Consider the following 18,282-nt stretch of genomic DNA (forward strand, 5'->3'; position numbering starts at 1 on the left):
GGTCCGTTCAGGTCCTGCTCACAGGTGCGGCAGGATCGACGGCATCAGGTCCTGGAAGGTCCGGCCGTTGGCCGGGTTGCCGAGGGCGGTCATCTGCCAGCCGCTGCCCGCGCGGTGCACCTTCGCCATGATCTGAGCGGTGTACTGGCCGCCGCCGTCCAGCGTGTAGCGGGCGAGCTCCTGGCCGTTGGTCTCGTCGACGATGCGGCAGAAGGCGTTCTGCACCTCCTGGAACGTCTGGCCGGTGAAGGAGTTCACCGTGAAGACGATCTGGTCGATGTGGACCGGCACCCGCTGCAGGTCGACGAGGATCGCCTCGTCGTCGCCGCCGGAGCCGGCGCCGCCGACCAGGTTGTCCCCGGTGTGCCGGACCGAGCCGTCGTCGCTGACGAGGTGACGGAAGAAGACCACGTCGACCGGCTGCTTGTCGGCGAAGAGCACCGCCGATGCGTCGAGGTCGATCTCCCGTGTACGCGAACCGAACAGACCACGGCGCGGCGCCGCCTGCCAGCCCAGCCCCATCCGCACCGCGGTCAGGGTCCCTCCGTCGCCCTTCTGCAGGCTGATGGCCTGACCCTTGGTCATATTGACCGTCACGCGCTGTCCCCTCTCCGCTTTCCCCGCAACCATCCGTGCGCGGTTTCCCAGCACCCTACGCAGTCACACCGACAGTGCGACCGTTCGGGGCCATTTTGTGTCGGTCCTGCAACACACCGAACGCCACGCGGTCAGGCGAGACCCGCCTCGCGCATCTGGCGCAACTCCTTCTTCAACTCCCCCACCTCGTCGCGCAGTCTCGCCGCCACCTCGAACTGGAGGTCCGCGGCGGCCGCCCGCATCCGGTCGGTCATCTCCTCGATGATCCCGGCGAGTTCGGCGGCGGGCCGGTCGGTGACCGTCGCGGTGCCGTCCCCGGCCCGCTTGGCGCCGGTCTGCTTGGCCAGCGCGGGAACGGGTGCCTTGGCGCCCTTCGTCTGGCGGTAGCCGGTGCCGAGCAGTTGCTCGGTGTCGACCTCCTCGCGGGCGATCGTCGCGACGATGTCGTTGATCTTCTTCCGCAGGGGCTGCGGGTCGAGACCGCGCTCGGTGTTGTAGGCGATCTGCTTCTCGCGGCGGCGGTTGGTCTCGTCGATGGCCTGGGCCATCGCCGGGGTGATCGTGTCGGCGTACATGTGGACCTGGCCCGAGACGTTGCGGGCGGCGCGCCCGATGGTCTGGATCAGGGACGTCCCCGAGCGCAGGAAGCCCTGCTTGTCCGCGTCGAGGATGGCGACGAGCGACACCTCGGGCAGGTCGAGGCCCTCGCGCAGGAGGTTGATGCCGACCAGTACGTCGTACTCGCCGGAGCGCAGTTCGCGCAGCAGCTCGATGCGGCGCAGCGTGTCGACGTCGCTGTGCAGGTAGCGGACCTGGATGCCGAGTTCCAGGAAGTAGTCGGTGAGGTCCTCGGCCATCTTCTTGGTGAGGGTGGTGACCAGGACCCGCTCGTCCTTCTCGGCACGGATGCGGATCTCGTGCACCAGGTCGTCGATCTGGCCCTCGGTGGGCTTGACGACGACCTCCGGGTCGACGAGGCCGGTGGGGCGGATGATCTGTTCCACGAAGCCGTCGCCCCGGGACAGCTCGTACGTGCCGGGGGTGGCGGAGAGGTAGACGGTCTGGCCGATCCGCTCCTGGAACTCCTCCCACTTCAGCGGGCGGTTGTCGAGCGCGGAGGGCAGCCGGAAGCCGTGGTCGACGAGGGTCCGCTTGCGGGAGGCGTCGCCCTCGTACATCGCGCCGATCTGCGGCACGGTGACGTGCGACTCGTCGAGGACGAGGAGGAAGTCCTCGGGGAAGTAGTCGAGGAGGGTGTGGGGGGCGGTGCCGGGCGCGCGGCCGTCGAAGTGCATCGAGTAGTTCTCGACGCCGGAGCAGGTGCCGATCTGCCGGAGCATCTCGATGTCGTACGTGGTGCGCATCCGCAGCCGCTGGGCCTCCAGCATCTTGCCCTGCTTCTCCAGCTCGGCGAGGCGCTGCTCCAGCTCCTGCTCGATGCCGTTGACCGCCTTCTCCATGCGCTCGGGACCCGCGACGTAGTGGCTGGCGGGGAAGACGTGGAGGGACTGGTCCTCGCTGATCACCTCGCCGGTGAGCGGGTGGAGGGTGGAGAGCGCCTCGATCTCGTCGCCGAACATCTCGATGCGGACGGCGAGCTCCTCGTAGACCGGGAAGATCTCGATGGTGTCGCCGCGGACCCGGAAGGTGCCCCGGGTGAACGCGAGGTCGTTGCGGGTGTACTGGATCTCGACGAAGCGGCGCAGCAGCTGGTCGCGGTCGATCTCGTCGCCCACCTTGAGGTGGATCATCCGGTCCACGTACTCCTGGGGCGTGCCGAGGCCGTAGATGCAGGAGACGGAGGCGACCACGACGACGTCGCGCCGGGTGAGCAGCGAATTCGTCGCGGAGTGGCGCAGCCGCTCGACCTCCTCGTTGATCGAGGAGTCCTTCTCGATGTAGGTGTCCGACTGCGGGACGTACGCCTCGGGCTGGTAGTAGTCGTAGTACGAGACGAAGTACTCGACGGCGTTGTTGGGCAGCAGCTCACGGAACTCGTTCGCCAGCTGGGCCGCGAGCGTCTTGTTCGGCGCCATCACGAGGGTGGGGCGCTGCAGCTTCTCGATCATCCACGCGGTGGTCGCGGACTTGCCGGTGCCGGTCGCGCCGAGCAGGACGACGTCCTTCTCGTTCGCGCGGATGCGCCGCTCCAGCTCGGCGATGGCCGCGGGCTGGTCGCCGCTGGGCTGGTAGGGACTGACGACCTCGAAAGGCGCCACCGAACGTTCGATCTTCGAAACGGGCCGCATGGAACCACCGTACGACCCCCCACTGACAACCGGGTCCGGCCGGCCGTTCCGGCGGCCTCTGGTCACCACTCCCCGGGCGGTGCGGGGTCGCGCGGACGGGAGTGGAAGGACGCCGGGTCGGCGTGGGTCCCGAACCGCGGCACCTGCCGCTGGGCCGGTATCCCGGGCGGGCGTCCCGCCCCGTTCGCGGCCCCGGGGTCGTTCCAGTCCGGGGTGCCCAGCACCATCAGGGGGTCGAACATCACGACCACCGCGGCGATGACCAGAAAGCAGCCGGGGCCGATCAGCAGCGGCACGAGCGGGGCGGCCGCGGTGCCGGAGACCTTGCCGGAACCGGGGTGCAGATGGACGCTGAGCGCCGCCATGCCGGTGTAGTGCATGCCGCTCACCGCCACGCCCATCACGACGCTGGCCCCGAGGCTGGGCAGGAAGCCGTGGATGGAGACGGCCGCCCAGAGCGCCGCGGTGGCGGCCACCACGGCGATGACGACGGAGAGGGCCACCGTGACCGTGTCGTACTCCAGCTGTCCGTCCAGACGCATTCCGGCCATGCCCAGGTAGTGCATGGTGGCCACGCCGAGTCCGGTGATGGTGCCGCCCGTCACCAGTGCCATACGGGTGGCGCCGCGGTATCCGACGAGGAAGATCCCGACGCCGACCATGCCGATCGCGACCGCGAGGCTGGCGAAGGTGATCGGCCTGTCGTAGCCGATCACCACGCCGTCCACGGAGAAGCCCATCATCGCGATGAAGTGCATCGTCCAGATGCCGGAGCCGATGGAGGTCGCGCCGAGGGCCAGCCAGCCGGCCTTGAAGGAGCGTTCGGTGCGCAGCGAACGGGTCGTGCAGCGCAGTCCGAGAGCCGCACCGAGGCAGGCCATGAGGAAGGCCGCGACGGGCGTCACCGCCCCGTAGCTGAAACCGTCGATCGTGCCCTGCATGCTCGTACGCCCTTCGCGGAAGCCCGGGTCCGGGGGTGACCCTGAGGCGCGAGGCCCGGCCGACAGACAGAAGAGCTGCATCTTATAGACATGGAAATCGGCCCGTGACCCGGTGTCGACGGCGGCGTTCACGTTGTGGCCATCCTTCGCCTGTCCCCCGTTGGGGCACGGCTGTCACTCTCGGCCCTGCCGCAACTCTGACGCGAGGAGTACCCGTGTACGCACGTACCGCAACCGCCGTCCTCACCGCCGCAGCCGTGATGGGGGCCGGCGCGCTGCTGATGTCGTCCGCCGAAACCCGGACCACGGACAGGACCACGGCCGCGGCCGGGCACATGACCACGGTCACGGACGTCCGGCCCGTCAGCACCCGGACCAAGGGCCCGGAGCGGGGCGCCCCCGTCGTCTTCGCCCACCGGGGTGCCTCGGCGTACGCGCCGGAGAACACCCTGGCCGCCGTCGACAAGGCCGACGAGCTGGGCATCGACTGGGTCGAGAACGACGTCCAGTTCTCCAAGGACGGTGTGCTGGTGGTCGTGCACGACACCGATCTGAAGCGGACCACGAACGTCGAGGAGGTCTTCCCGGACCGGACCTCGTGGGCGGTGAAGGACTTCACGGCCGCGGAGATCGCCCGGCTGGACGCGGGCAGCTGGTTCGGGCCGGAGTTCACCGGGGCCCGGGTGCCCACCCTCAAGCAGTACCTGAACCGGGTGGAGCGCAACCGGCAGAAGCTGTTGCTGGAGATCAAGAGCCCCGAGATCTATCCGGGCATCGAGAAGGCGACCCTGCGGGTGCTGGGCCGGCAGGGGTGGCTCGACCGCGACCACGTGAAGAACCGGCTCGTCATCCAGAGCTTCGGTGCCGACAGCGTGAAGAAGGTGCACCAGCAGCGCCCCGACGTCACGACCGGTTTCCTCGGCACTCCCGCGGTGGCCGACCTTCCCTCGTACGCGGCCTTCACCGACCAGATCAACCCCTCCCACTCCTCGGTCACGGCCGACTACGTGAGCGCGGTGCACGCGCTGAAGGGCGCTCACCACAAGCGGCTCCGGGTCAACACCTGGACGGTCAACGACGCGGCGACCGCGACGCGGCTGGCGGGCCTCGGCGTGGACGGGATCATCACCAACAACCCCGACGTGGTGCGCGACGCCACGGGCCGGGGCTGAGACCCCGGTCCCGGGTCCGGCCGATCGGCCGGACCCGGCGCCGAGGCCGGTTGTCAGTGGCCGGCCGTACCGTGGTTCCCATGAACAGCAACGGGGTCGTCGAGTGGGCCGTCGTCGGGAGCGACATCGGTCCGCTGCTCCTTGCCGCGACCGGCACGGGCCTGGTGAGCGTGGCGTTCCACGCCCTGCCCGAGGTGCGCGAGAGGACCGTCGGGCAGCTGCGGGCGCGGCTGGGCGCGGAACCGGTGGAGAGTCCCGGTTCCGCCCGGCTCGCCGAGCCGATACGGCAGCTCGCGGCGTACTTCGCAGGTTCGTCGCGGGAGTTCTCGCTCGCCCTGGACTGGTCGCTGACCTCCGGTTTCAACCGCCAGGTGCTCCGCGAGCTGGCGGCGGGGGTGCCGTACGGGACGGTGGTCGGGTACGGGGACCTCGCCGAGCGGGTCGGGCAGCCGGGGGCCGCGCAGGCGGTCGGGGCGGCGATGGGCTCCAACCCGCTTCCGGTCGTGGTGCCGTGCCACCGGGTGGTGGAGAGCGGCGGCGGGCTCGGCGGGTTCGGCGGCGGACTCGAAACGAAGCGGAAGCTGCTGGCCCTGGAGGGCGTCCTGCCGCAGCCGCTGTTCTGAGCGTCCCCGTTCCGGGGGCCTCCCTGCTCCCGGCGCCTCCCTCGGCACCCGGCGCCGGGACCCTTCGCCGCCGGGTTTCGAACGCCCCTCGATACCGGCTTCCGAGCACCCCTCGGTACCGGCCGGGGTCGCCCGGATCGGCCCGAACCCGGTTTCGTACCTGTGTACGGGCTGGCACACTGCGTCAGTGACCAACAGCCTTGACGCACCTGACACCCCCGCCGAGTCCGGCCGCCCCGAAGCCGCCCGGGTCACGGCGGCCGAGTTGCCCGCGCTGCAACGCAGAACGTCCGTGGTGCTCATAGCCAGTCAGATACTCGGCGGCCTCGGGGTGCCGATCGGCATCGCGCTGGCCCCCGTGCTGGCCACGGAGGTGAGCGGCTCCGAGGCCCTGTCCGGGCTGGCCCCCACCGCCTCGGTGGCGGGGACCGCCCTGCTCTCGCTGCCGCTGGCGGCGCTGATGACCTCGCGCGGCCGGCGCCCCGGACTCGTGCTGGCCTATCTGATCGGTGCGATCGGCGCGGGGCTCGTGGTCGTGTCCACCCTCGTGGAGAGCTTCCCCCTGCTGCTGCTCGGCATGGCCGCGTTCGGTGCCGGTTCCTCGGCCAATCTGCAGGCCCGGTTCGCCGCCGCGGACCTGGCCGAGCCGGACCGGCGGGCCCGGGCGATCTCCACCGTCATCTGGGCCACCACGATCGGCTCCGTCCTCGGGCCGAACATCGCCGCCCCGGTGGGCCGTCTCTTCCGCGGCACCGCGATATCCGAGGAGGCGGGTCCGTTCTTCTTCGCGGCCGGGATCTTCCTGCTGGCCGCCGTGGTGGTCGGGGCACTGCTGCGGCCCGACCCCCTGCTCACCGCGCGGGCCCTGGCCCCGCAGGACGACGGTTCGCCGGCGGGCCGGTCGCTGCGGGCGGGCATCGCGGCGGTCCGGGCCTCGCCGATGGCGCGGCTGGCGCTGGTGACCGTGGCCGTCTCGCACACCACGATGGTCTCGATCATGGTGATGACCCCGGTGGACCTGGGCCACCACGGCGCCGGTCTCCAGTTGATCGGCCTGGTCATCAGCGGTCACATCATGGGCATGTACGCGTTCTCCCCCGTGATGGGCTGGCTGTCGGACCGCTTCGGGCGGCTCGCCGTGATCGGCCTGGCGGCCGGGCTGCTCTGCTGCGCAGCGCTCCTGGCCGGTACCGCGGGCCCCAGCCACGGACAGACGGCGGCCGGTCTCTTCACGCTCGGACTGGGCTGGTCGGCGGGGCTCGTCGCCGGTTCGGCGCTGCTCACCGACTCCGTGCCCCAGGCGGCCCGCGCCGCCGTGCAGGGCCTGTCGGACCTGACCATGAACACGGCGGCGGGCATCGGCGGAGCGGTCGCCGGGGTCATCGTCGCGCGGGCGAGCTACGGCTGGCTGAACGCGGTGGGGGTGTGCCTGCTGCTGCCGATGGCGGCGCTGACACTGCGCCGGGCGCTCGCCCGCCCCACCGCCACCGCCCCGGCCCCGGCCGACACGGCCGGGAAGCAGTGACGTACGGGGCGAAGGACATGCGCGATGACGTATGGGGCGGGAACGGGGGCGAGGGCCCGTGACGGTGTGACGCGTGGGGCCCGGTGGACCGGGAGGGCCTCAGGAGCTGTACCGGAGGGTCTCAGGAGCTGATGTGGTACGCCTTGCGCAGCGTCTCGTGCACGGTCCACGTCGTACGGTCGCCCTCGCGCAGCACGCAGGCGTCGCCCGGACCGATCTCCATCGTCGTCCCGCCGTCGACGGCCACGGTGGCACGCCCGCTGACGACCACGAAGAGTTCGTTGGCCTCGGTGTCGGTGACCACCCCGGGGGTGATCTGCCAGATTCCGCGCACCTGCTTCCCGTCGGGCGACTCCCAGAGCACCTTGCCCGTCACCACGGGCTCGCCCGAGACGATCTGCGCGGGGTCGAGCGGTTCGGGTTCGAGTTCGGCATCCGGAATGTGCACGACGAACGAGGCAGAAGACTGATCAATAGTGGTCATGCCCGGTCACCCTAGTCCTCCCCCCGGCAGAACCGTCGGCCACGGCACCGTAACGGAAGCCGCACCGGCGCGATGGAAGCGGCATCGGCGAACCGCAGGGCACCCGCGTCGCGCCCGCCCCGCCCTTCACCGGGGCCGCCACTCGCACCACCCGCCCCGTGGAGAACCCTCCGTGCGCACCGGCCGCGCCGCGCGGACCCGTTGCCCCTGTGCCACGTTTGAGGCGGCCACCCCCGCGACAGGGATGTGGACATGTCATCGAATGCGTCGCACAGCGCAGATTCCCACGCCCCCGCCCTCTCCACCGAGGTACGGGCGGCCCTCGCCGCGCACCACCCCGTCGTGGCTCTGGAGTCGACGATCATCGCCCACGGTCTGCCGCGCCCCCGCAATCTGCGGGTGGCCGAGGAGCTCGAAGGGCTCGTACGGTCCGCCGGGGCGGTTCCCGCCACGATCGCCGTGCTCGACGGAAGGGCCCACATCGGCCTGGACAAGGCTCAGTTGGAACGGGTCGCCACGGACCCGGCGATGCGGAAGCTGGGACATCGCGACCTCGCTCCCGCCCTGGCGACGGGCGCGAGCGGGGCCACGACCGTGTCCGCGACGGCGTTCCTGGCCGCCCGCGCGGGGCTGCGCGTCTTCGCGACGGGCGGGCTCGGCGGCGTGCACCGGGAGTGGACGCGGACCCAGGACGAGTCCGCCGACCTCCGGCTCCTCGCCCGGACCGGCATCACCGTGGTGTGCGCGGGGGTGAAATCGATCCTGGACGTCCCGGCGACGCTCCAGCGCCTGGAGACGCTCGGCGTCCCCGTGCTCGGTTACGGCACCGACCGTTTCCCCGGCTTCTACCTCAACAGCTCGGGCGAGCCGGTCGACTGGACGGTGCGGTCGCCCGGGGAGGTCGCGGACGTGATGCGGGCGCAGGACGCGCTCGGCGGTCCCGGGACCGCGCTCGTGGTCGCCAACCCCGTGCCCGTGGCGGAACAGCTGGATCCGGAGCTCCACGACCGGGTGCTGGCCGAGGCCCTGGAGGAGTGCCGGGAGCGCGGCATCGAGGGGCAGGCCGTCACCCCCTTCCTCCTGGAGCGCCTGGTGCGCGGGACCGGGGGCGCCTCGCTGGAGGCCAATCTGGCGGCCGTACGGGGGAACGTCTCGCTCGCCGCACGGATCTCCGGCGCGTGGGCGGCCACCGTACGAAACCCGGCATCGCACTCGGACCCGGCGGCCGGGCGATGACCGGCGGCGGGCTGCTCGTCATCGGGGACGTGGTCACGGATGTGGTGGCCCGGCACGCGACGGCGCTGGTCCACGGCACGGACACCCCGGCCCGCATCCGCACCCTCCCCGGCGGCGCGGGGGCCAACGTCGCGTGCTGGGCGGCCCGTTCGGGCTGCCGCGACGTGCGGTTGCTGGCCCGGGTCGGCGCCGACAGCGCGGACTGGCACCGGGACGCGCTGCAACGGGCGGGGGTGCGCTGCCTGCTGGCCGTGGACGACGAGGAGCCGACCGCCACCGTCGTCGCCCTCGTCGATTCCGCCGCCGAGCGCACCTTCCTCACCGACAGCGGCGCGGTGCTCCGCCTCTCCCCCGACGACTGGTCGCCGTCGCTGCTGGACGGCGTGGCCCACCTCCACCTCTCCGGGTACCTCCTCTTCGCCGCGACGAGCCGGTCGACGGCGCTGCTCGCCCTGCGGGAGGCCCGGCGGCGCCGGGTGCCGGTGAGCGTCGACCCGGCCTCGGCCGGCTTCCTCGCCGAACTGGGTGCCGACCGGTTCCTGACGGCGGTGGAGGGTGTCGATCTGCTGCTGCCCAACGCGGACGAGGCCCGGTTCCTCACCGGTCTGCCCGAACCGGCGGACGCCGCGGCCAAGTTGAGCCTCCTGGCCGGCCGGGTGGTCGTCACGCTCGGCGCGGACGGGGCGCTGCTGGCCGCCGCCGGTGCGGTGATCCGGCACGTCCCGGGCGTCCGGGCGGGCGGCGCCGTGGACTCGACGGGTGCGGGCGACGCGTTCACCGGCGGTTTCCTGGCGGCCCACCTGGCCGGGGCGGACGACGCCTCGGCCGTGGCCGCGGGCTGCCGGGCCGGGGCGGAGGCGGTCACGACCGTGGGCGGCCGGCCCGGCCCGTGACGCCCCGGCCGCACCCACCGGGTCGGCCTCACCGGGACAGGATCAGTCGCACCGGCCCGGTCCGGCCGGGCCGGGCCGGGCCGGGGTCCGGTCGGCCGTTTCGGGGCGGGAGCCCCCGGTCGGCCCGTCACCCGTCCCGCTCCCACCCCGTCCACGCCGGATGCCGCGGATCGTCGGCGCGCACGACCGCGTCCGCGCGGCTCGCGGGCTCCGCCTCCTCCTCGTACCGCGCGAAGGCGGGCAGCGTCCAGTGCCCGCCGTCCTCGGTGCGCCGCCGCAGCGCGCCCGGCGACAGCCGCAGGTGGACGCTCAGGTCGAACGGGAACCAGTGGCCGAGCAGCAGCGGGCCGTGCACCACCAGCACCCCGCCCTCGGGCAGGAGCCGGTACGGGCTGCGGGTGGCCCGGTCGGTCACCGGGTCCCAGAGGTCCGGCAGCACCCGGCCGCTCCCGCCGGGCTCCAGCGGCCCGAAGACCTCGCGCCACAGCGCGCCCGTGTCGAACCAGCTGCCGTAGTACGAGTCGGGGTCCTCCTTGCCGTACTCGTACCGGAGGCTGGCGGGTCGCAGGAACCCCTCGGTGGACACCACGAGCACCGCGCGGCCCCGGACCCGCAGGGCCTGGGCGACCCGCTCGGCGAACTCCCCGGTACGGGCCGCCGGGGCGCCGTCGACGGCGGTCCTCAGCCAGGGACCGCCGTCGGCCGGCTCCAGGGCGTCCGCGCGTACGGCGAAGGCTTCGGCCAGCCGTTCCCAGGTGATCGCTTCAAAACGCACCCGACCATCATCGCCCCGCGGCGACGCGATGCGACGCCCGCACGAACGCGGCGCCCCGCCCGGGACAGGTCCGTCCTACGCTCTTCCCCATGGATCTCGAATTCGCCCGCACATTCGCCGCGGAGTGGCTGGACGGCTGGAACTCCCATGATCTGGAACGCATTCTGACGCACTATCACGAGGACGTGACGTTCAGCTCGCCCGTCATCGCGCAGATGACCGGCGACGCGTCCGGCACGGTGCACGGCAAGGAGGCACTGCGCGCCTACTGGGCCGCGGGCCTGGAGCGCATCCCCGAGCTGCGGTTCGAGCTGGTGGACGTCCGGGTGAGCGTGCACGCCCTGGTGATCGACTACCGCAACCAGATCGGCGGCCGGGTCAGCGAGGTGCTGATCTTCCGCGACGGCCTGGTGATCTCCGGCTTCGGGGCGTACGGCGAGAAGCTCGCCAACTGACGGGCGGCGGCCGCCGCCCGTCGCACGACACCCGGCGCCCGACCGCCACCATCGGTGCGGCCGTCGCGGGGGGCGTGGTCACTCGCCGCGCAGCTCGGCGGCGAGCGGCCCGTCCCCCGACACCTCCACGCGCCCGGCCCCGACCGCCTCGGCAAGCGTCAACTCCCCCTGCCCCAGCGCGAGGCAGACCTCGGCGTCGAGCGCGAGGCGCGCGTCGGCACGGGCGGCGGGGCCGTCCCCGTAGACGATCCCGTCGCCCTTCGCGCCCCCGGCGCGCACGTGGAACTCGCCCTCGTCCAGGTGGACTTCCACGATTCCCTCGTGGGCCGTCCCCTCCAGCGCGCGCAGCAGCACGAGCGCGAACCAGTGCGCCCGCACCGCGTCGGTGGGCCGCCGCTCGGCCAGGGCGGGCGCGCCCCATTCGGCGAGCGCCGCGAGCACCGGCAGCAACCCCCGGCCCCGTCCGGTCAGTTCGTACACCGAGGCCGCGGCGGGCGGCGGAAGCCGGCGGCGGGTGACGAGGCCGCCCTGCTCCATGTCCTTGAGCCGGGAGGCGAGGACGTCCGTGCTGACCCCCGGCAGGTCGGCGTGGAGGTCGGTGTAGCGGCGGGGGCCCGCCAGCAGTTCACGGACGATCAGCAGGGTCCACCGGTCGCCGACGGAGTCGAGGGCACGCGCGGCGGCGCAGAACTGGTCGTAGCTCCGGCGGCGGGCCGGGCGCGTTGCGGGCTGTTGCTGACGTGGCATGCGACGCAGTCTAGACATGTTGTTGGACTTTCCAAGCTCGAACTTGGTAAAACCAAGTATCGCAATCAGGTCGGGGAGGCCACGCATGGAGTTCCGGCAGTCCAGCAAGCTCGACGAGGTCTGTTACGAGATCCGGGGCCCGGTCATCGAGCACGCCAACGCCCTGGAGGAGGCGGGCCACAGCGTGCTCCGCCTCAACACGGGCAACCCCGCGCTCTTCGGTTTCGAGGCGCCGGAGGAGATCGTCCAGGACATGATCCGGATGCTTCCGCAGGCCCACGGCTACACCGATTCGCGCGGCGTCCTCTCCGCCCGGCGGGCCGTCGCGCAGCGCTATCAGGCGATGGGGCTGACCGACGTCGGGGTCGACGACGTCTTCCTCGGCAACGGCGTCTCCGAGCTGATCTCGATGGCCGTACAGGCGCTGCTGGAGGACGGCGACGAGGTGCTCGTACCGTCCCCCGACTACCCGTTGTGGACCGCGGTGACGACGCTGGCGGGCGGCAGGGCCGTGCACTACGTCTGCGACGAGGCCGCGGACTGGAATCCGGACCTCGCGGACATGGCGTCGAAGATCACCGACCGGACCAGGGCCGTCGTGATCATCAACCCCAACAACCCGACCGGTGCCGTCTATCCGCGCGAGGTCCTCGAAGGCATCCTCGCCCTGGCGCGCCGGCACGGTCTGATGGTGTTCGCCGACGAGATCTACGACCAGGTGCTGTACGACGACGCCGAGCACCACAGCGTGGCGGCGCTCGCCCCCGATCTGCTGTGCCTCACGTTCAGCGGGCTGTCGAAGACGTACCGCGTGGCGGGCTTCCGCTCCGGCTGGCTGGTCGTCTCCGGTCCGCAGCAGCACGCCCGGAGCTACCTGGAGGGGCTGACCACGCTCGCCTCCATGCGGCTGTGCCCCAACGCGCCCGCGCAGTACGCCATCCAGGCCGCGCTCGGCGGCCGGCAGTCGATCCGGGAACTTGTCGCACCGGGCGGCAGGCTGCGCGAGCAGCGCGACCGGGCCTGGGAGCGGCTGAACGAGATCCCGGGGGTGTCGTGCGTGAAGCCGAAGGGCGCGCTGTACGCGTTCCCGCGCCTCGACCCGAAGGTGCACCGCATCGTCGACGACGAGAAGTTCGTCCTCGACCTGCTGCTGCGGGAGAAGATCCAGGTCGTGCAGGGCACCGGTTTCAACTGGCCGCGCCCCGACCACTTCCGGATCCTGACGCTTCCGCACGCCGACGACCTCGACGCGGCGATCAGCCGCATCGGCCGCTTCCTGACCGGGTACCGCCAGTGACCCGCGGGCCGGAGAACGGAATCGGGCCGGAGAACGGGAGCGGGCCCGGGGGCGTAGCCGGCCCCCGAGCCCTGGAGTGCCACCCATTCGGCACGCCGACACTTTTAAGGACCCGTGTCAGGTTTATGTCGCCGCGTCCTGCCTTTAGACGACCGCAGATCGAAGCTCTGCGGGCCGGAGTCGAACCGGCATCTCGACGCCCATGGGCACGGGCCCGTTTGATTCGGCGATCGGTGGCGAATGCTGAGTCTGGAGCAAGAGTCTGAGATTGATCGCGGTCGCCTCTACCATTTGGGCCACCCCGGCCCGTGGGGGTGCTGGGAAGCACCCCGAGTGCCGGGGGGAGGACTCGAACCTCCACCGGAACCGCGTCGTTCACGACAAGCTTCAGTTTCAGCTTGCGCTCCTCGCGCACCCCGGCCGTAAGTGACGGCCGGGGAGTCAATGGTCGGTCACCCGAAGAGGTAACCGAATACCGCATCACCCACCCGCTGGTCGGTGACGTCCACTCCGTTGGCCTCCTCGCGGGCGAACTTCACGGCCTGCTGGAGCTTCTCGACCCGGTCCAGCAGTTCGTTGACGCGGCGCGCGGGAAGGGCCCCGGAGAACTTCACCGTCGTCCAGTACCCGATCGGGACGTCCTCGTAGTACACCTCGACCTGCGCCGGGTGCTTGTCGGTGGCCTCCGCCTTCACGTGGTTGCGGGGCACCTTCTTCGTACGGAGGGTCCGTACCGGCTCGGTCTTCCAGGAGTCCGTCGACGGGTCCTGGACCCATGCCTCGGCGGCGTCCAGCACCGGCAGCTTGCGGACGAAGGTGTTGAGGTCGGTGAGCTGCTTCTCCAGGAAGAGCAGGTACGAGACCGGCACGTCGCCCACGATCACCCGGCCGTCGACCTTCACGTCCGCGCGGGCCGAGCAGTTCGCCCAGTCCTTCGTGGCGGTCACATCGAAGAGCCGGGTCAGGGTCACCGCGGTGTCCCGCAGCACGTCCTCGGCCTTGATCTGCACCAGTGTCGACTCGGGCGGCAGCTGCTCGCCCTCCTCGTCCTTCGGCTGGTACGTCCGGGAGATCCCGGCGAGCAGCCCGGTCTTCTGGAGGCCGTGATGCGCCGCCGTCAGGTCCTGGTGGGCCTTGGACTTGACGCCCTTCTCCACTGCGATGATCTGATTGAGTTTCGCCACGTCGAGGAACCTAACAGTGCCGTTCTGGCCTTGGCCAACGATTTTGGTGTCCTCCGGCCGCACGGCGGAAGGGCCGCGGGAAGTCAGCCGGGCAGCGCCACGGTGAGGTCGACCTCGACCAACTGCCCGGTGAAACCCAGCTGTACGACGCCGAGCAGGGTGCTCGCGGTGGTGAACGCGGGCCCGATGACCGAGCCGGTGAGCCGTCGCCAGGCCGGCCCAAGGGCCGTGGTCCCGTCGCTGACCACGTAGATCACCGACCGGACGACATGGGCCGGTTCGGCTCCCACCGCCGTGAGCGCGACGAGGGCGTTGGCCGCGATCTGATCGATCTGGGCATCGAGGTCGCCCGGACCCACCAGGGTGCCGGAACGGTCGAGGGGGCACTGCCCGGCCAGGTGGGCGGTCCGGCCCGCCTCCACCACGGTGATGTGGTGATAGCCGGGGGTGGAATGCATTCCGTCCGGATTGATCCGGCTGATCCTCTCGGTCATGGGGGCGATTCTGCCCGGCCGGGCACCGGGGTGCCACGGGATTCCGGCAGGGCCGCCCGGCCGACCCGTACGGGTGGTTTCCGCCGGTTGTCCATGTCCTGCCGCCGCCCGGCGGGGACTGCTTGCCACAGTGGGCCCGCGCGTCCGCGACGCCGGCCCCCGCGCACCGCGCCCGCCACCGCCCGGCCGGGCGCGGCTCCCCCGTTCCCGTACGGACACCGCCCCCACGGGCGCCGAACGAAGGGCCCGCCTTGTCCCGCTTCCCCCGCCCCACCGGCCCGAACCGCCCCTCCGCCCCGGCACCGCACACCGGCTCCCGGCAGCACCTCACCCTTGAGCGGTCCACCGCCCCCGACCGGTCCGCCGCCCCCGACCTGCTCGTCGAAGCCGAGCCGCGCGTCGGGACCGACCGGCACACCGGTCCGAAACGGCGCGGCGCGCTCACCGCGGCGACCGTCGCGGTGGCCGTACTGGCGGTGGGAACCCCCGTCGCCTACGCCACCCTCGGCGGCGAACCCTCCTCGGCCGCGCGTTCCGCGGCGGCGGCCGGCGCCACGCGCGGCAAGGACTACATCGAGACCCGGCTCTTCTTCGGCACCGAACGGCCCGACGGCGGACCGGACGTGACCGACGGCCAGTTCATGGCGTTCATCGACGAGGAAGTCACCCCGCGCTTCCCCAACGGGCTGACCGTTCAGGACGGCCGGGGACAGTGGCGGGACTCCAACGGGGTCATCGAGCGGGAGCGCAGCTACGAACTGACCCTGCTCTACCCCGCGTCCGAGGCCCGGGTGCGCGACTCCCAGATCGAGCGGATCCGCGACGCCTACGAGAAGGCATACGCGCAGGACTCGGTGGCCCGGCTCGAAGAGCGCACGACCGCCGACTTCTGACCCCGCGATCCCGGGTGCCCGGACGGTCCCTCCGGCCGGGCGCCCGTCCCTCGCCCACCCGACCGCACCGGGATTCCCCGGCTCCTCACGCGCCCGGACGGCCCGTCCGGGGCAGCCGTCCCCGGAACAGCGGGGCACTCCGTCGCGCCCCGTCGCGGCCGCGCGGCCGGTTGATCCGGTGCGCCAGCGCGTGGACGCCGATGACGGCCGCCGGGAAGAGCACCGCGGTCGCCGCGGCCGCCCCGGCGCCGCCGTCGGTCCGGATACCGGCCTCCTTCAGTTTCCGCACGGCCCAGACCGAGTACGGGACGACGACCGTCGGCGCCGTGAGGACCCCCGGTGTGTAGCCGCGGTACGCCAGTGTCTGCGCCATGTGCACGGCGCCGTGCCACCCGAAGCCGACCAGCACCGACCGGAAGAACGGGCTGCGGCCGCCGGTGCGCGCCCCGTCCGCCGACGCCGCCGCCACGATCCCGCCCATGAGCCCGATCGCGACGGCGGCATCGCGCTGCGAGAGCTCCATCCGCTCCCAGATCCGTTCGGGCACCGCCGGGAACCGCTCCTGGAGCCGCGGTCGGGCGGACCGCGCCCAGCGGGCCATGGTGACCAGCTCCTCCAGGTCATTGGCCACCCAGGCGGCGAACAGCCCCCAGGTCACCGTCTTGGAAACCGTCGTCTCCGCCATGCCGGACCCCCGTGATCTCGTAGTGAAGTGACCTCACTCTATAATGCAACGCAACGTTGCGTTGCTTTTCTCTGGAGTGCTCATGCCCGACCCGATCGTGAACCGCCGTCCGGGCAAGGGGCCCCGCGCCGCCCAAGCGATCTTCGACACCACGTTGCGCCATCTCGCGGAGCGCGGGTACGCCCGGCTCACCATCGAGTCCGTCGCCCAGGACGCCGGGGTCAACAAGACGACGATCTACCGCTGGTGGCCCTCGAAACCGGCCCTGCTGCGGGCGGCGCTCATCCATGCCCGGGTGCTCGACGTCGACATCCCCGACACGGGCAGCCTCCGCGGCGACCTGATCGCCCTCGTGGAACAGGTCATCGGCCTGCTCACCAACGGGCGCACCGAACCCGTCGCCCGCGCCCTGACCTCGGGCACCGGCCTGCCCGACGACGAACTCGCCGCCCTCACCCGTGACTTCTTCGCCGACCGGTTCTCCCGCGAGCAGCCGGTCTTCGCCCGTGCCGGTGCCCGCGGCGAACTCCCCGCGGACGCCGACCCGATGCTGCTGCTGGACCTGATCGCCGGGGCCGTCTGGATGCGGGTGCTGCTCCGCCGCGAGCCGGTGCCGCCGGACTTCGCCCGGGACGTCGTCGACGCCGTGCTGCCCCGCTGACCGGAGCGGGCCCGCCGGGTTGCCGCGCCGCGCGGCAGGGGTCAGCCGCCGAGCTCCATGAGTGCGCTCACCGGGTCGGAGTCCGGGGCGGCACGGGGCCACCAGTCGTCCTCCCCGGGCTCGGACTCGTAGCCGTACCAGCGTCCGTCGTGGCCGAAGCGGAGCTGGAGCGTGCCGCCGGGGTGCGTGAGGTGGTTGTGCCAGGGGTGGAAGCGGGGGAAGCCGGCGGCCGCGAGCGCGGGGCGGGCCCGGTCGAAGGGGCCGGCCGGAGGGTCCCAGGGGGTTTCGAGGACGGCCAGCCCCTCGGCTCCGCCCTGGCGCCAGGCGGCGACCGCCCGGGCCAGGTCGGTGGTGGTGCGGCCGGTGGCGTAGGCGAGTTCGCGGTAGAGGGCGCGGGTGGTCGCGGTGAGCCCGGCGGTGGGGCGGGACGCGGCCAGCCGTACCGCGTCCTGCCAGGTCGTGAGTCCGGCGAGCGGGTCGAGGCCGGTGGTGAGGAGCGCGTGCGCGCGGGCCGCCGCATCCGTGGCGAGGTGGTCCAGGGCGAGCGGATCACGGGCACCGGGCGGGCCGGGGTACGACGGCGGTTGCGCGGGATGCGGCAGCACGGGCAGCGGGGCGGGGAGCGGCGGGAGGAAACGCCGGGTCAGGACCTCGTCGGCCGGCAGGGAGGGGGTGTCGGGCTTCGCCGGGCGCTCCTTGGCGGAGTGCGCGGCGTTGCGGCGGCCCAGCTCTTCGAGGAGTTCCCGCTCGCCCCGGCCGCGCAGCAGCAGCAGGACGAACGGGTCGGCGTCCAGGAGCCGGGCCATCTGGTAGCAGAGGGCGGCCACGTGTTTGCAGGGCCAGCCGTGGTCGGGGCAGGTGCAGTCGGGGTCGAGGTCGTCGGCGGCGGGCAGCAGCCCGATGCCCGCGGCGGCGGCGGTGTCGACCAGCGAGTGCGGCATCTCCTTGGCGAGCAGCGCGGCGAGGTGGCCGGGCCGGGCGGCGACCTCGTCGAGGAAGGTGTCCCAGTCGGGGTCGGCGAGGGTCCGCAGCCGCAGTTCGCAGCGGTAGGGGCGGGGGCGGCTGCCGTGGACGTAGGCGACGACCCGGCCGGGGGTGACGGTGATGGCGGCGACCTTGCCGCTGTCCGCGTACGTACGGCCGCGGGAGAGCCGTCCCTCGTCCATCGACAGGGACTCCAGCGCGTCCACCCAGGCGCGGCCCCACCAGCTGTCCGCGAAGGGCCGGTCGTCGTCGCAGGTGCGGGGCGGCACGGCCTCGAAGGTGCGCCGCAGGTCGTCGGGGCCGGGGCGCGGGCGCACCGCGGTCCGGGAAGCGGCGGGGGCGGCGGGCCCCCGGGTCCCGGTGCGCACGGCTCCCCGGCCGGTGCGC

19 protein-coding genes and 1 pseudogene are annotated in these 18,282 nt (G+C 72.4%); 9 read left to right on the forward strand and 11 right to left on the reverse strand.

Annotated elements, in window-relative coordinates; all coding sequences use genetic code 11:
* Nucleotides 1-18 precede the first annotated feature (18 nt).
* The 3 genes from ACFYW1_RS05560 to ACFYW1_RS05570 form a co-directional block, all read right to left on the reverse strand.
* Entirely contained in the window at nucleotides 19-597 is a 579-nt protein-coding gene (locus ACFYW1_RS05560) for a TerD family protein (protein ID WP_283851043.1), read from the reverse strand.
* Between the two features lie 131 nt (nucleotides 598-728).
* The gene (uvrB, locus tag ACFYW1_RS05565) at nucleotides 729-2,846 is read right to left on the reverse strand and encodes an excinuclease ABC subunit UvrB (RefSeq protein WP_388987421.1); all 2,118 of its coding nucleotides are present in this window, start codon (nucleotides 2,844-2,846) and stop codon (nucleotides 729-731) included.
* A gap of 62 nt (nucleotides 2,847-2,908) precedes the next feature.
* Complete coding sequence (locus ACFYW1_RS05570; protein ID WP_388987424.1) at nucleotides 2,909-3,787, reverse strand: MHYT domain-containing protein; 879 nt, start codon at nucleotides 3,785-3,787, stop codon at nucleotides 2,909-2,911.
* Between the two features lie 215 nt (nucleotides 3,788-4,002).
* On the opposite strand from ACFYW1_RS05570, the gene ACFYW1_RS05575 reads away from it, so the two are divergent.
* The 3 genes from ACFYW1_RS05575 (at nucleotide 4,003) to ACFYW1_RS05585 (ending at nucleotide 7,107) form a co-directional block, all read left to right on the forward strand.
* Nucleotides 4,003-4,959, forward strand: coding sequence for a glycerophosphodiester phosphodiesterase (locus ACFYW1_RS05575; protein WP_388987427.1), 957 nt, complete (start codon nucleotides 4,003-4,005; stop codon nucleotides 4,957-4,959).
* Between the two features lie 80 nt (nucleotides 4,960-5,039).
* Nucleotides 5,040-5,582 (forward strand): methylated-DNA--[protein]-cysteine S-methyltransferase, encoded by a 543-nt coding sequence (locus ACFYW1_RS05580; RefSeq protein ID WP_388987429.1) that lies wholly within the window; start codon nucleotides 5,040-5,042, stop codon nucleotides 5,580-5,582.
* A gap of 187 nt (nucleotides 5,583-5,769) precedes the next feature.
* Complete coding sequence (locus ACFYW1_RS05585) at nucleotides 5,770-7,107, forward strand: MFS transporter (protein ID WP_388987432.1); 1,338 nt, start codon at nucleotides 5,770-5,772, stop codon at nucleotides 7,105-7,107.
* Between the two features lie 121 nt (nucleotides 7,108-7,228).
* Here ACFYW1_RS05585 and ACFYW1_RS05590 read toward each other — a convergent pair whose 3' ends face one another.
* The gene (locus tag ACFYW1_RS05590; RefSeq protein WP_388987435.1) at nucleotides 7,229-7,591 is read right to left on the reverse strand and encodes a cupin domain-containing protein; all 363 of its coding nucleotides are present in this window, start codon (nucleotides 7,589-7,591) and stop codon (nucleotides 7,229-7,231) included.
* A 252-nt stretch (nucleotides 7,592-7,843) separates the two neighbouring features.
* Here ACFYW1_RS05590 and ACFYW1_RS05595 point away from each other — a divergent pair, with 252 nt between their 5' ends.
* Both ACFYW1_RS05595 and ACFYW1_RS05600 read left to right on the forward strand, forming a co-directional pair.
* Nucleotides 7,844-8,827 carry a pseudouridine-5'-phosphate glycosidase gene (locus ACFYW1_RS05595; RefSeq protein ID WP_388987438.1) on the forward strand — a complete coding sequence of 328 codons (984 nt, stop codon included), beginning with the start codon at nucleotides 7,844-7,846 and terminating at the stop codon, nucleotides 8,825-8,827.
* Complete coding sequence (locus ACFYW1_RS05600; protein ID WP_388988145.1) at nucleotides 8,824-9,720, forward strand: carbohydrate kinase family protein; 897 nt, start codon at nucleotides 8,824-8,826, stop codon at nucleotides 9,718-9,720. The genes ACFYW1_RS05595 and ACFYW1_RS05600 overlap by 4 nt, the downstream gene beginning before the upstream one ends.
* A 127-nt stretch (nucleotides 9,721-9,847) precedes the next feature.
* Here ACFYW1_RS05600 and ACFYW1_RS05605 read toward each other — a convergent pair whose 3' ends face one another.
* Nucleotides 9,848-10,495 (reverse strand): uridine kinase, encoded by a 648-nt coding sequence (locus ACFYW1_RS05605; RefSeq protein WP_388987440.1) that lies wholly within the window; start codon nucleotides 10,493-10,495, stop codon nucleotides 9,848-9,850.
* 89 nt (nucleotides 10,496-10,584) lie between these two features.
* Here ACFYW1_RS05605 and ACFYW1_RS05610 point away from each other — a divergent pair, with 89 nt between their 5' ends.
* A complete protein-coding gene (locus ACFYW1_RS05610; protein ID WP_388987443.1) occupies nucleotides 10,585-10,950 on the forward strand; it encodes a nuclear transport factor 2 family protein in 366 nt (121 codons plus the stop codon).
* Between the two features lie 78 nt (nucleotides 10,951-11,028).
* Here ACFYW1_RS05610 and ACFYW1_RS05615 read toward each other — a convergent pair whose 3' ends face one another.
* Nucleotides 11,029-11,697, reverse strand: coding sequence for a winged helix-turn-helix transcriptional regulator (locus ACFYW1_RS05615; protein WP_388987446.1), 669 nt, complete (start codon nucleotides 11,695-11,697; stop codon nucleotides 11,029-11,031).
* 85 nt (nucleotides 11,698-11,782) lie between these two features.
* On the opposite strand from ACFYW1_RS05615, the gene ACFYW1_RS05620 reads away from it, so the two are divergent.
* Nucleotides 11,783-12,994: a pyridoxal phosphate-dependent aminotransferase gene (locus ACFYW1_RS05620; protein ID WP_388987449.1), complete on the forward strand. Its 1,212-nt coding sequence runs from the start codon at nucleotides 11,783-11,785 to the stop codon at nucleotides 12,992-12,994.
* Nucleotides 12,995-13,328: 334 nt separating this feature from the next.
* On the opposite strand, the pseudogene ACFYW1_RS05625 reads toward ACFYW1_RS05620, so the two are convergent.
* The 3 genes and pseudogenes from ACFYW1_RS05625 to ACFYW1_RS05635 all read right to left on the reverse strand — a co-directional run bounded on the left by ACFYW1_RS05625 (nucleotide 13,329) and on the right by ACFYW1_RS05635 (nucleotide 14,672).
* Nucleotides 13,329-13,415, reverse strand: a pseudogene (locus ACFYW1_RS05625).
* Between the two features lie 31 nt (nucleotides 13,416-13,446).
* Nucleotides 13,447-14,178: a hypothetical protein gene (locus ACFYW1_RS05630; RefSeq protein ID WP_388987452.1), complete on the reverse strand. Its 732-nt coding sequence runs from the start codon at nucleotides 14,176-14,178 to the stop codon at nucleotides 13,447-13,449.
* Between the two features lie 83 nt (nucleotides 14,179-14,261).
* On the reverse strand, nucleotides 14,262-14,672 hold the full coding sequence (locus tag ACFYW1_RS05635; RefSeq protein ID WP_388987455.1) for a RidA family protein: 411 nt from the start codon (nucleotides 14,670-14,672) through the stop codon (nucleotides 14,262-14,264).
* 461 nt (nucleotides 14,673-15,133) lie between these two features.
* Here ACFYW1_RS05635 and ACFYW1_RS05640 point away from each other — a divergent pair, with 461 nt between their 5' ends.
* Nucleotides 15,134-15,565, forward strand: a complete 432-nt coding sequence (locus ACFYW1_RS05640) for a DUF3574 domain-containing protein (protein WP_388988148.1) — start codon at nucleotides 15,134-15,136, stop codon at nucleotides 15,563-15,565.
* An 85-nt stretch (nucleotides 15,566-15,650) separates the two neighbouring features.
* Here ACFYW1_RS05640 and ACFYW1_RS05645 read toward each other — a convergent pair whose 3' ends face one another.
* On the reverse strand, nucleotides 15,651-16,250 hold the full coding sequence (locus ACFYW1_RS05645; protein ID WP_388987457.1) for an HXXEE domain-containing protein: 600 nt from the start codon (nucleotides 16,248-16,250) through the stop codon (nucleotides 15,651-15,653).
* Nucleotides 16,251-16,332: 82 nt separating this feature from the next.
* Here ACFYW1_RS05645 and ACFYW1_RS05650 point away from each other — a divergent pair, with 82 nt between their 5' ends.
* Nucleotides 16,333-16,911: a TetR/AcrR family transcriptional regulator gene (locus tag ACFYW1_RS05650; protein ID WP_388987459.1), complete on the forward strand. Its 579-nt coding sequence runs from the start codon at nucleotides 16,333-16,335 to the stop codon at nucleotides 16,909-16,911.
* Nucleotides 16,912-16,952: 41 nt separating this feature from the next.
* Here ACFYW1_RS05650 and ACFYW1_RS05655 read toward each other — a convergent pair whose 3' ends face one another.
* Nucleotides 16,953-18,263, reverse strand: a complete 1,311-nt coding sequence (locus ACFYW1_RS05655) for an SWIM zinc finger family protein (RefSeq protein WP_388988151.1) — start codon at nucleotides 18,261-18,263, stop codon at nucleotides 16,953-16,955.
* Nucleotides 18,264-18,282: the final 19 nt, after the last annotated feature.

Source organism: Streptomyces sp. NPDC002669 (assembly GCF_042889165.1).
Lineage (GTDB): Bacteria > Actinomycetota > Actinomycetes > Streptomycetales > Streptomycetaceae > Streptomyces.

Excerpts from the sequence above, each read along its gene's own strand:
- uvrB (WP_388987421.1), bottom strand. The coding sequence starts at position 2,846 with ATGCGGCCCGTTTCGAAGATCGAACGTTCGGTGGCGCCTTTCGAGGTC.
- ACFYW1_RS05570 (WP_388987424.1), bottom strand. The coding sequence starts at position 3,787 with ATGCAGGGCACGATCGACGGTTTCAGCTACGGGGCGGTGACGCCCGTC.
- ACFYW1_RS05580 (WP_388987429.1), top strand. The coding sequence starts at position 5,040 with ATGAACAGCAACGGGGTCGTCGAGTGGGCCGTCGTCGGGAGCGACATC.
- ACFYW1_RS05590 (WP_388987435.1), bottom strand. The coding sequence starts at position 7,591 with ATGACCACTATTGATCAGTCTTCTGCCTCGTTCGTCGTGCACATTCCG.
- ACFYW1_RS05595 (WP_388987438.1), top strand. The coding sequence starts at position 7,844 with ATGTCATCGAATGCGTCGCACAGCGCAGATTCCCACGCCCCCGCCCTC.
- ACFYW1_RS05600 (WP_388988145.1), top strand. The coding sequence starts at position 8,824 with ATGACCGGCGGCGGGCTGCTCGTCATCGGGGACGTGGTCACGGATGTG.
- ACFYW1_RS05610 (WP_388987443.1), top strand. The coding sequence starts at position 10,585 with ATGGATCTCGAATTCGCCCGCACATTCGCCGCGGAGTGGCTGGACGGC.
- ACFYW1_RS05615 (WP_388987446.1), bottom strand. The coding sequence starts at position 11,697 with ATGCCACGTCAGCAACAGCCCGCAACGCGCCCGGCCCGCCGCCGGAGC.
- ACFYW1_RS05620 (WP_388987449.1), top strand. The coding sequence starts at position 11,783 with ATGGAGTTCCGGCAGTCCAGCAAGCTCGACGAGGTCTGTTACGAGATC.
- ACFYW1_RS05635 (WP_388987455.1), bottom strand. The coding sequence starts at position 14,672 with ATGACCGAGAGGATCAGCCGGATCAATCCGGACGGAATGCATTCCACC.
- ACFYW1_RS05645 (WP_388987457.1), bottom strand. The coding sequence starts at position 16,250 with ATGGCGGAGACGACGGTTTCCAAGACGGTGACCTGGGGGCTGTTCGCC.
- ACFYW1_RS05650 (WP_388987459.1), top strand. The coding sequence starts at position 16,333 with ATGCCCGACCCGATCGTGAACCGCCGTCCGGGCAAGGGGCCCCGCGCC.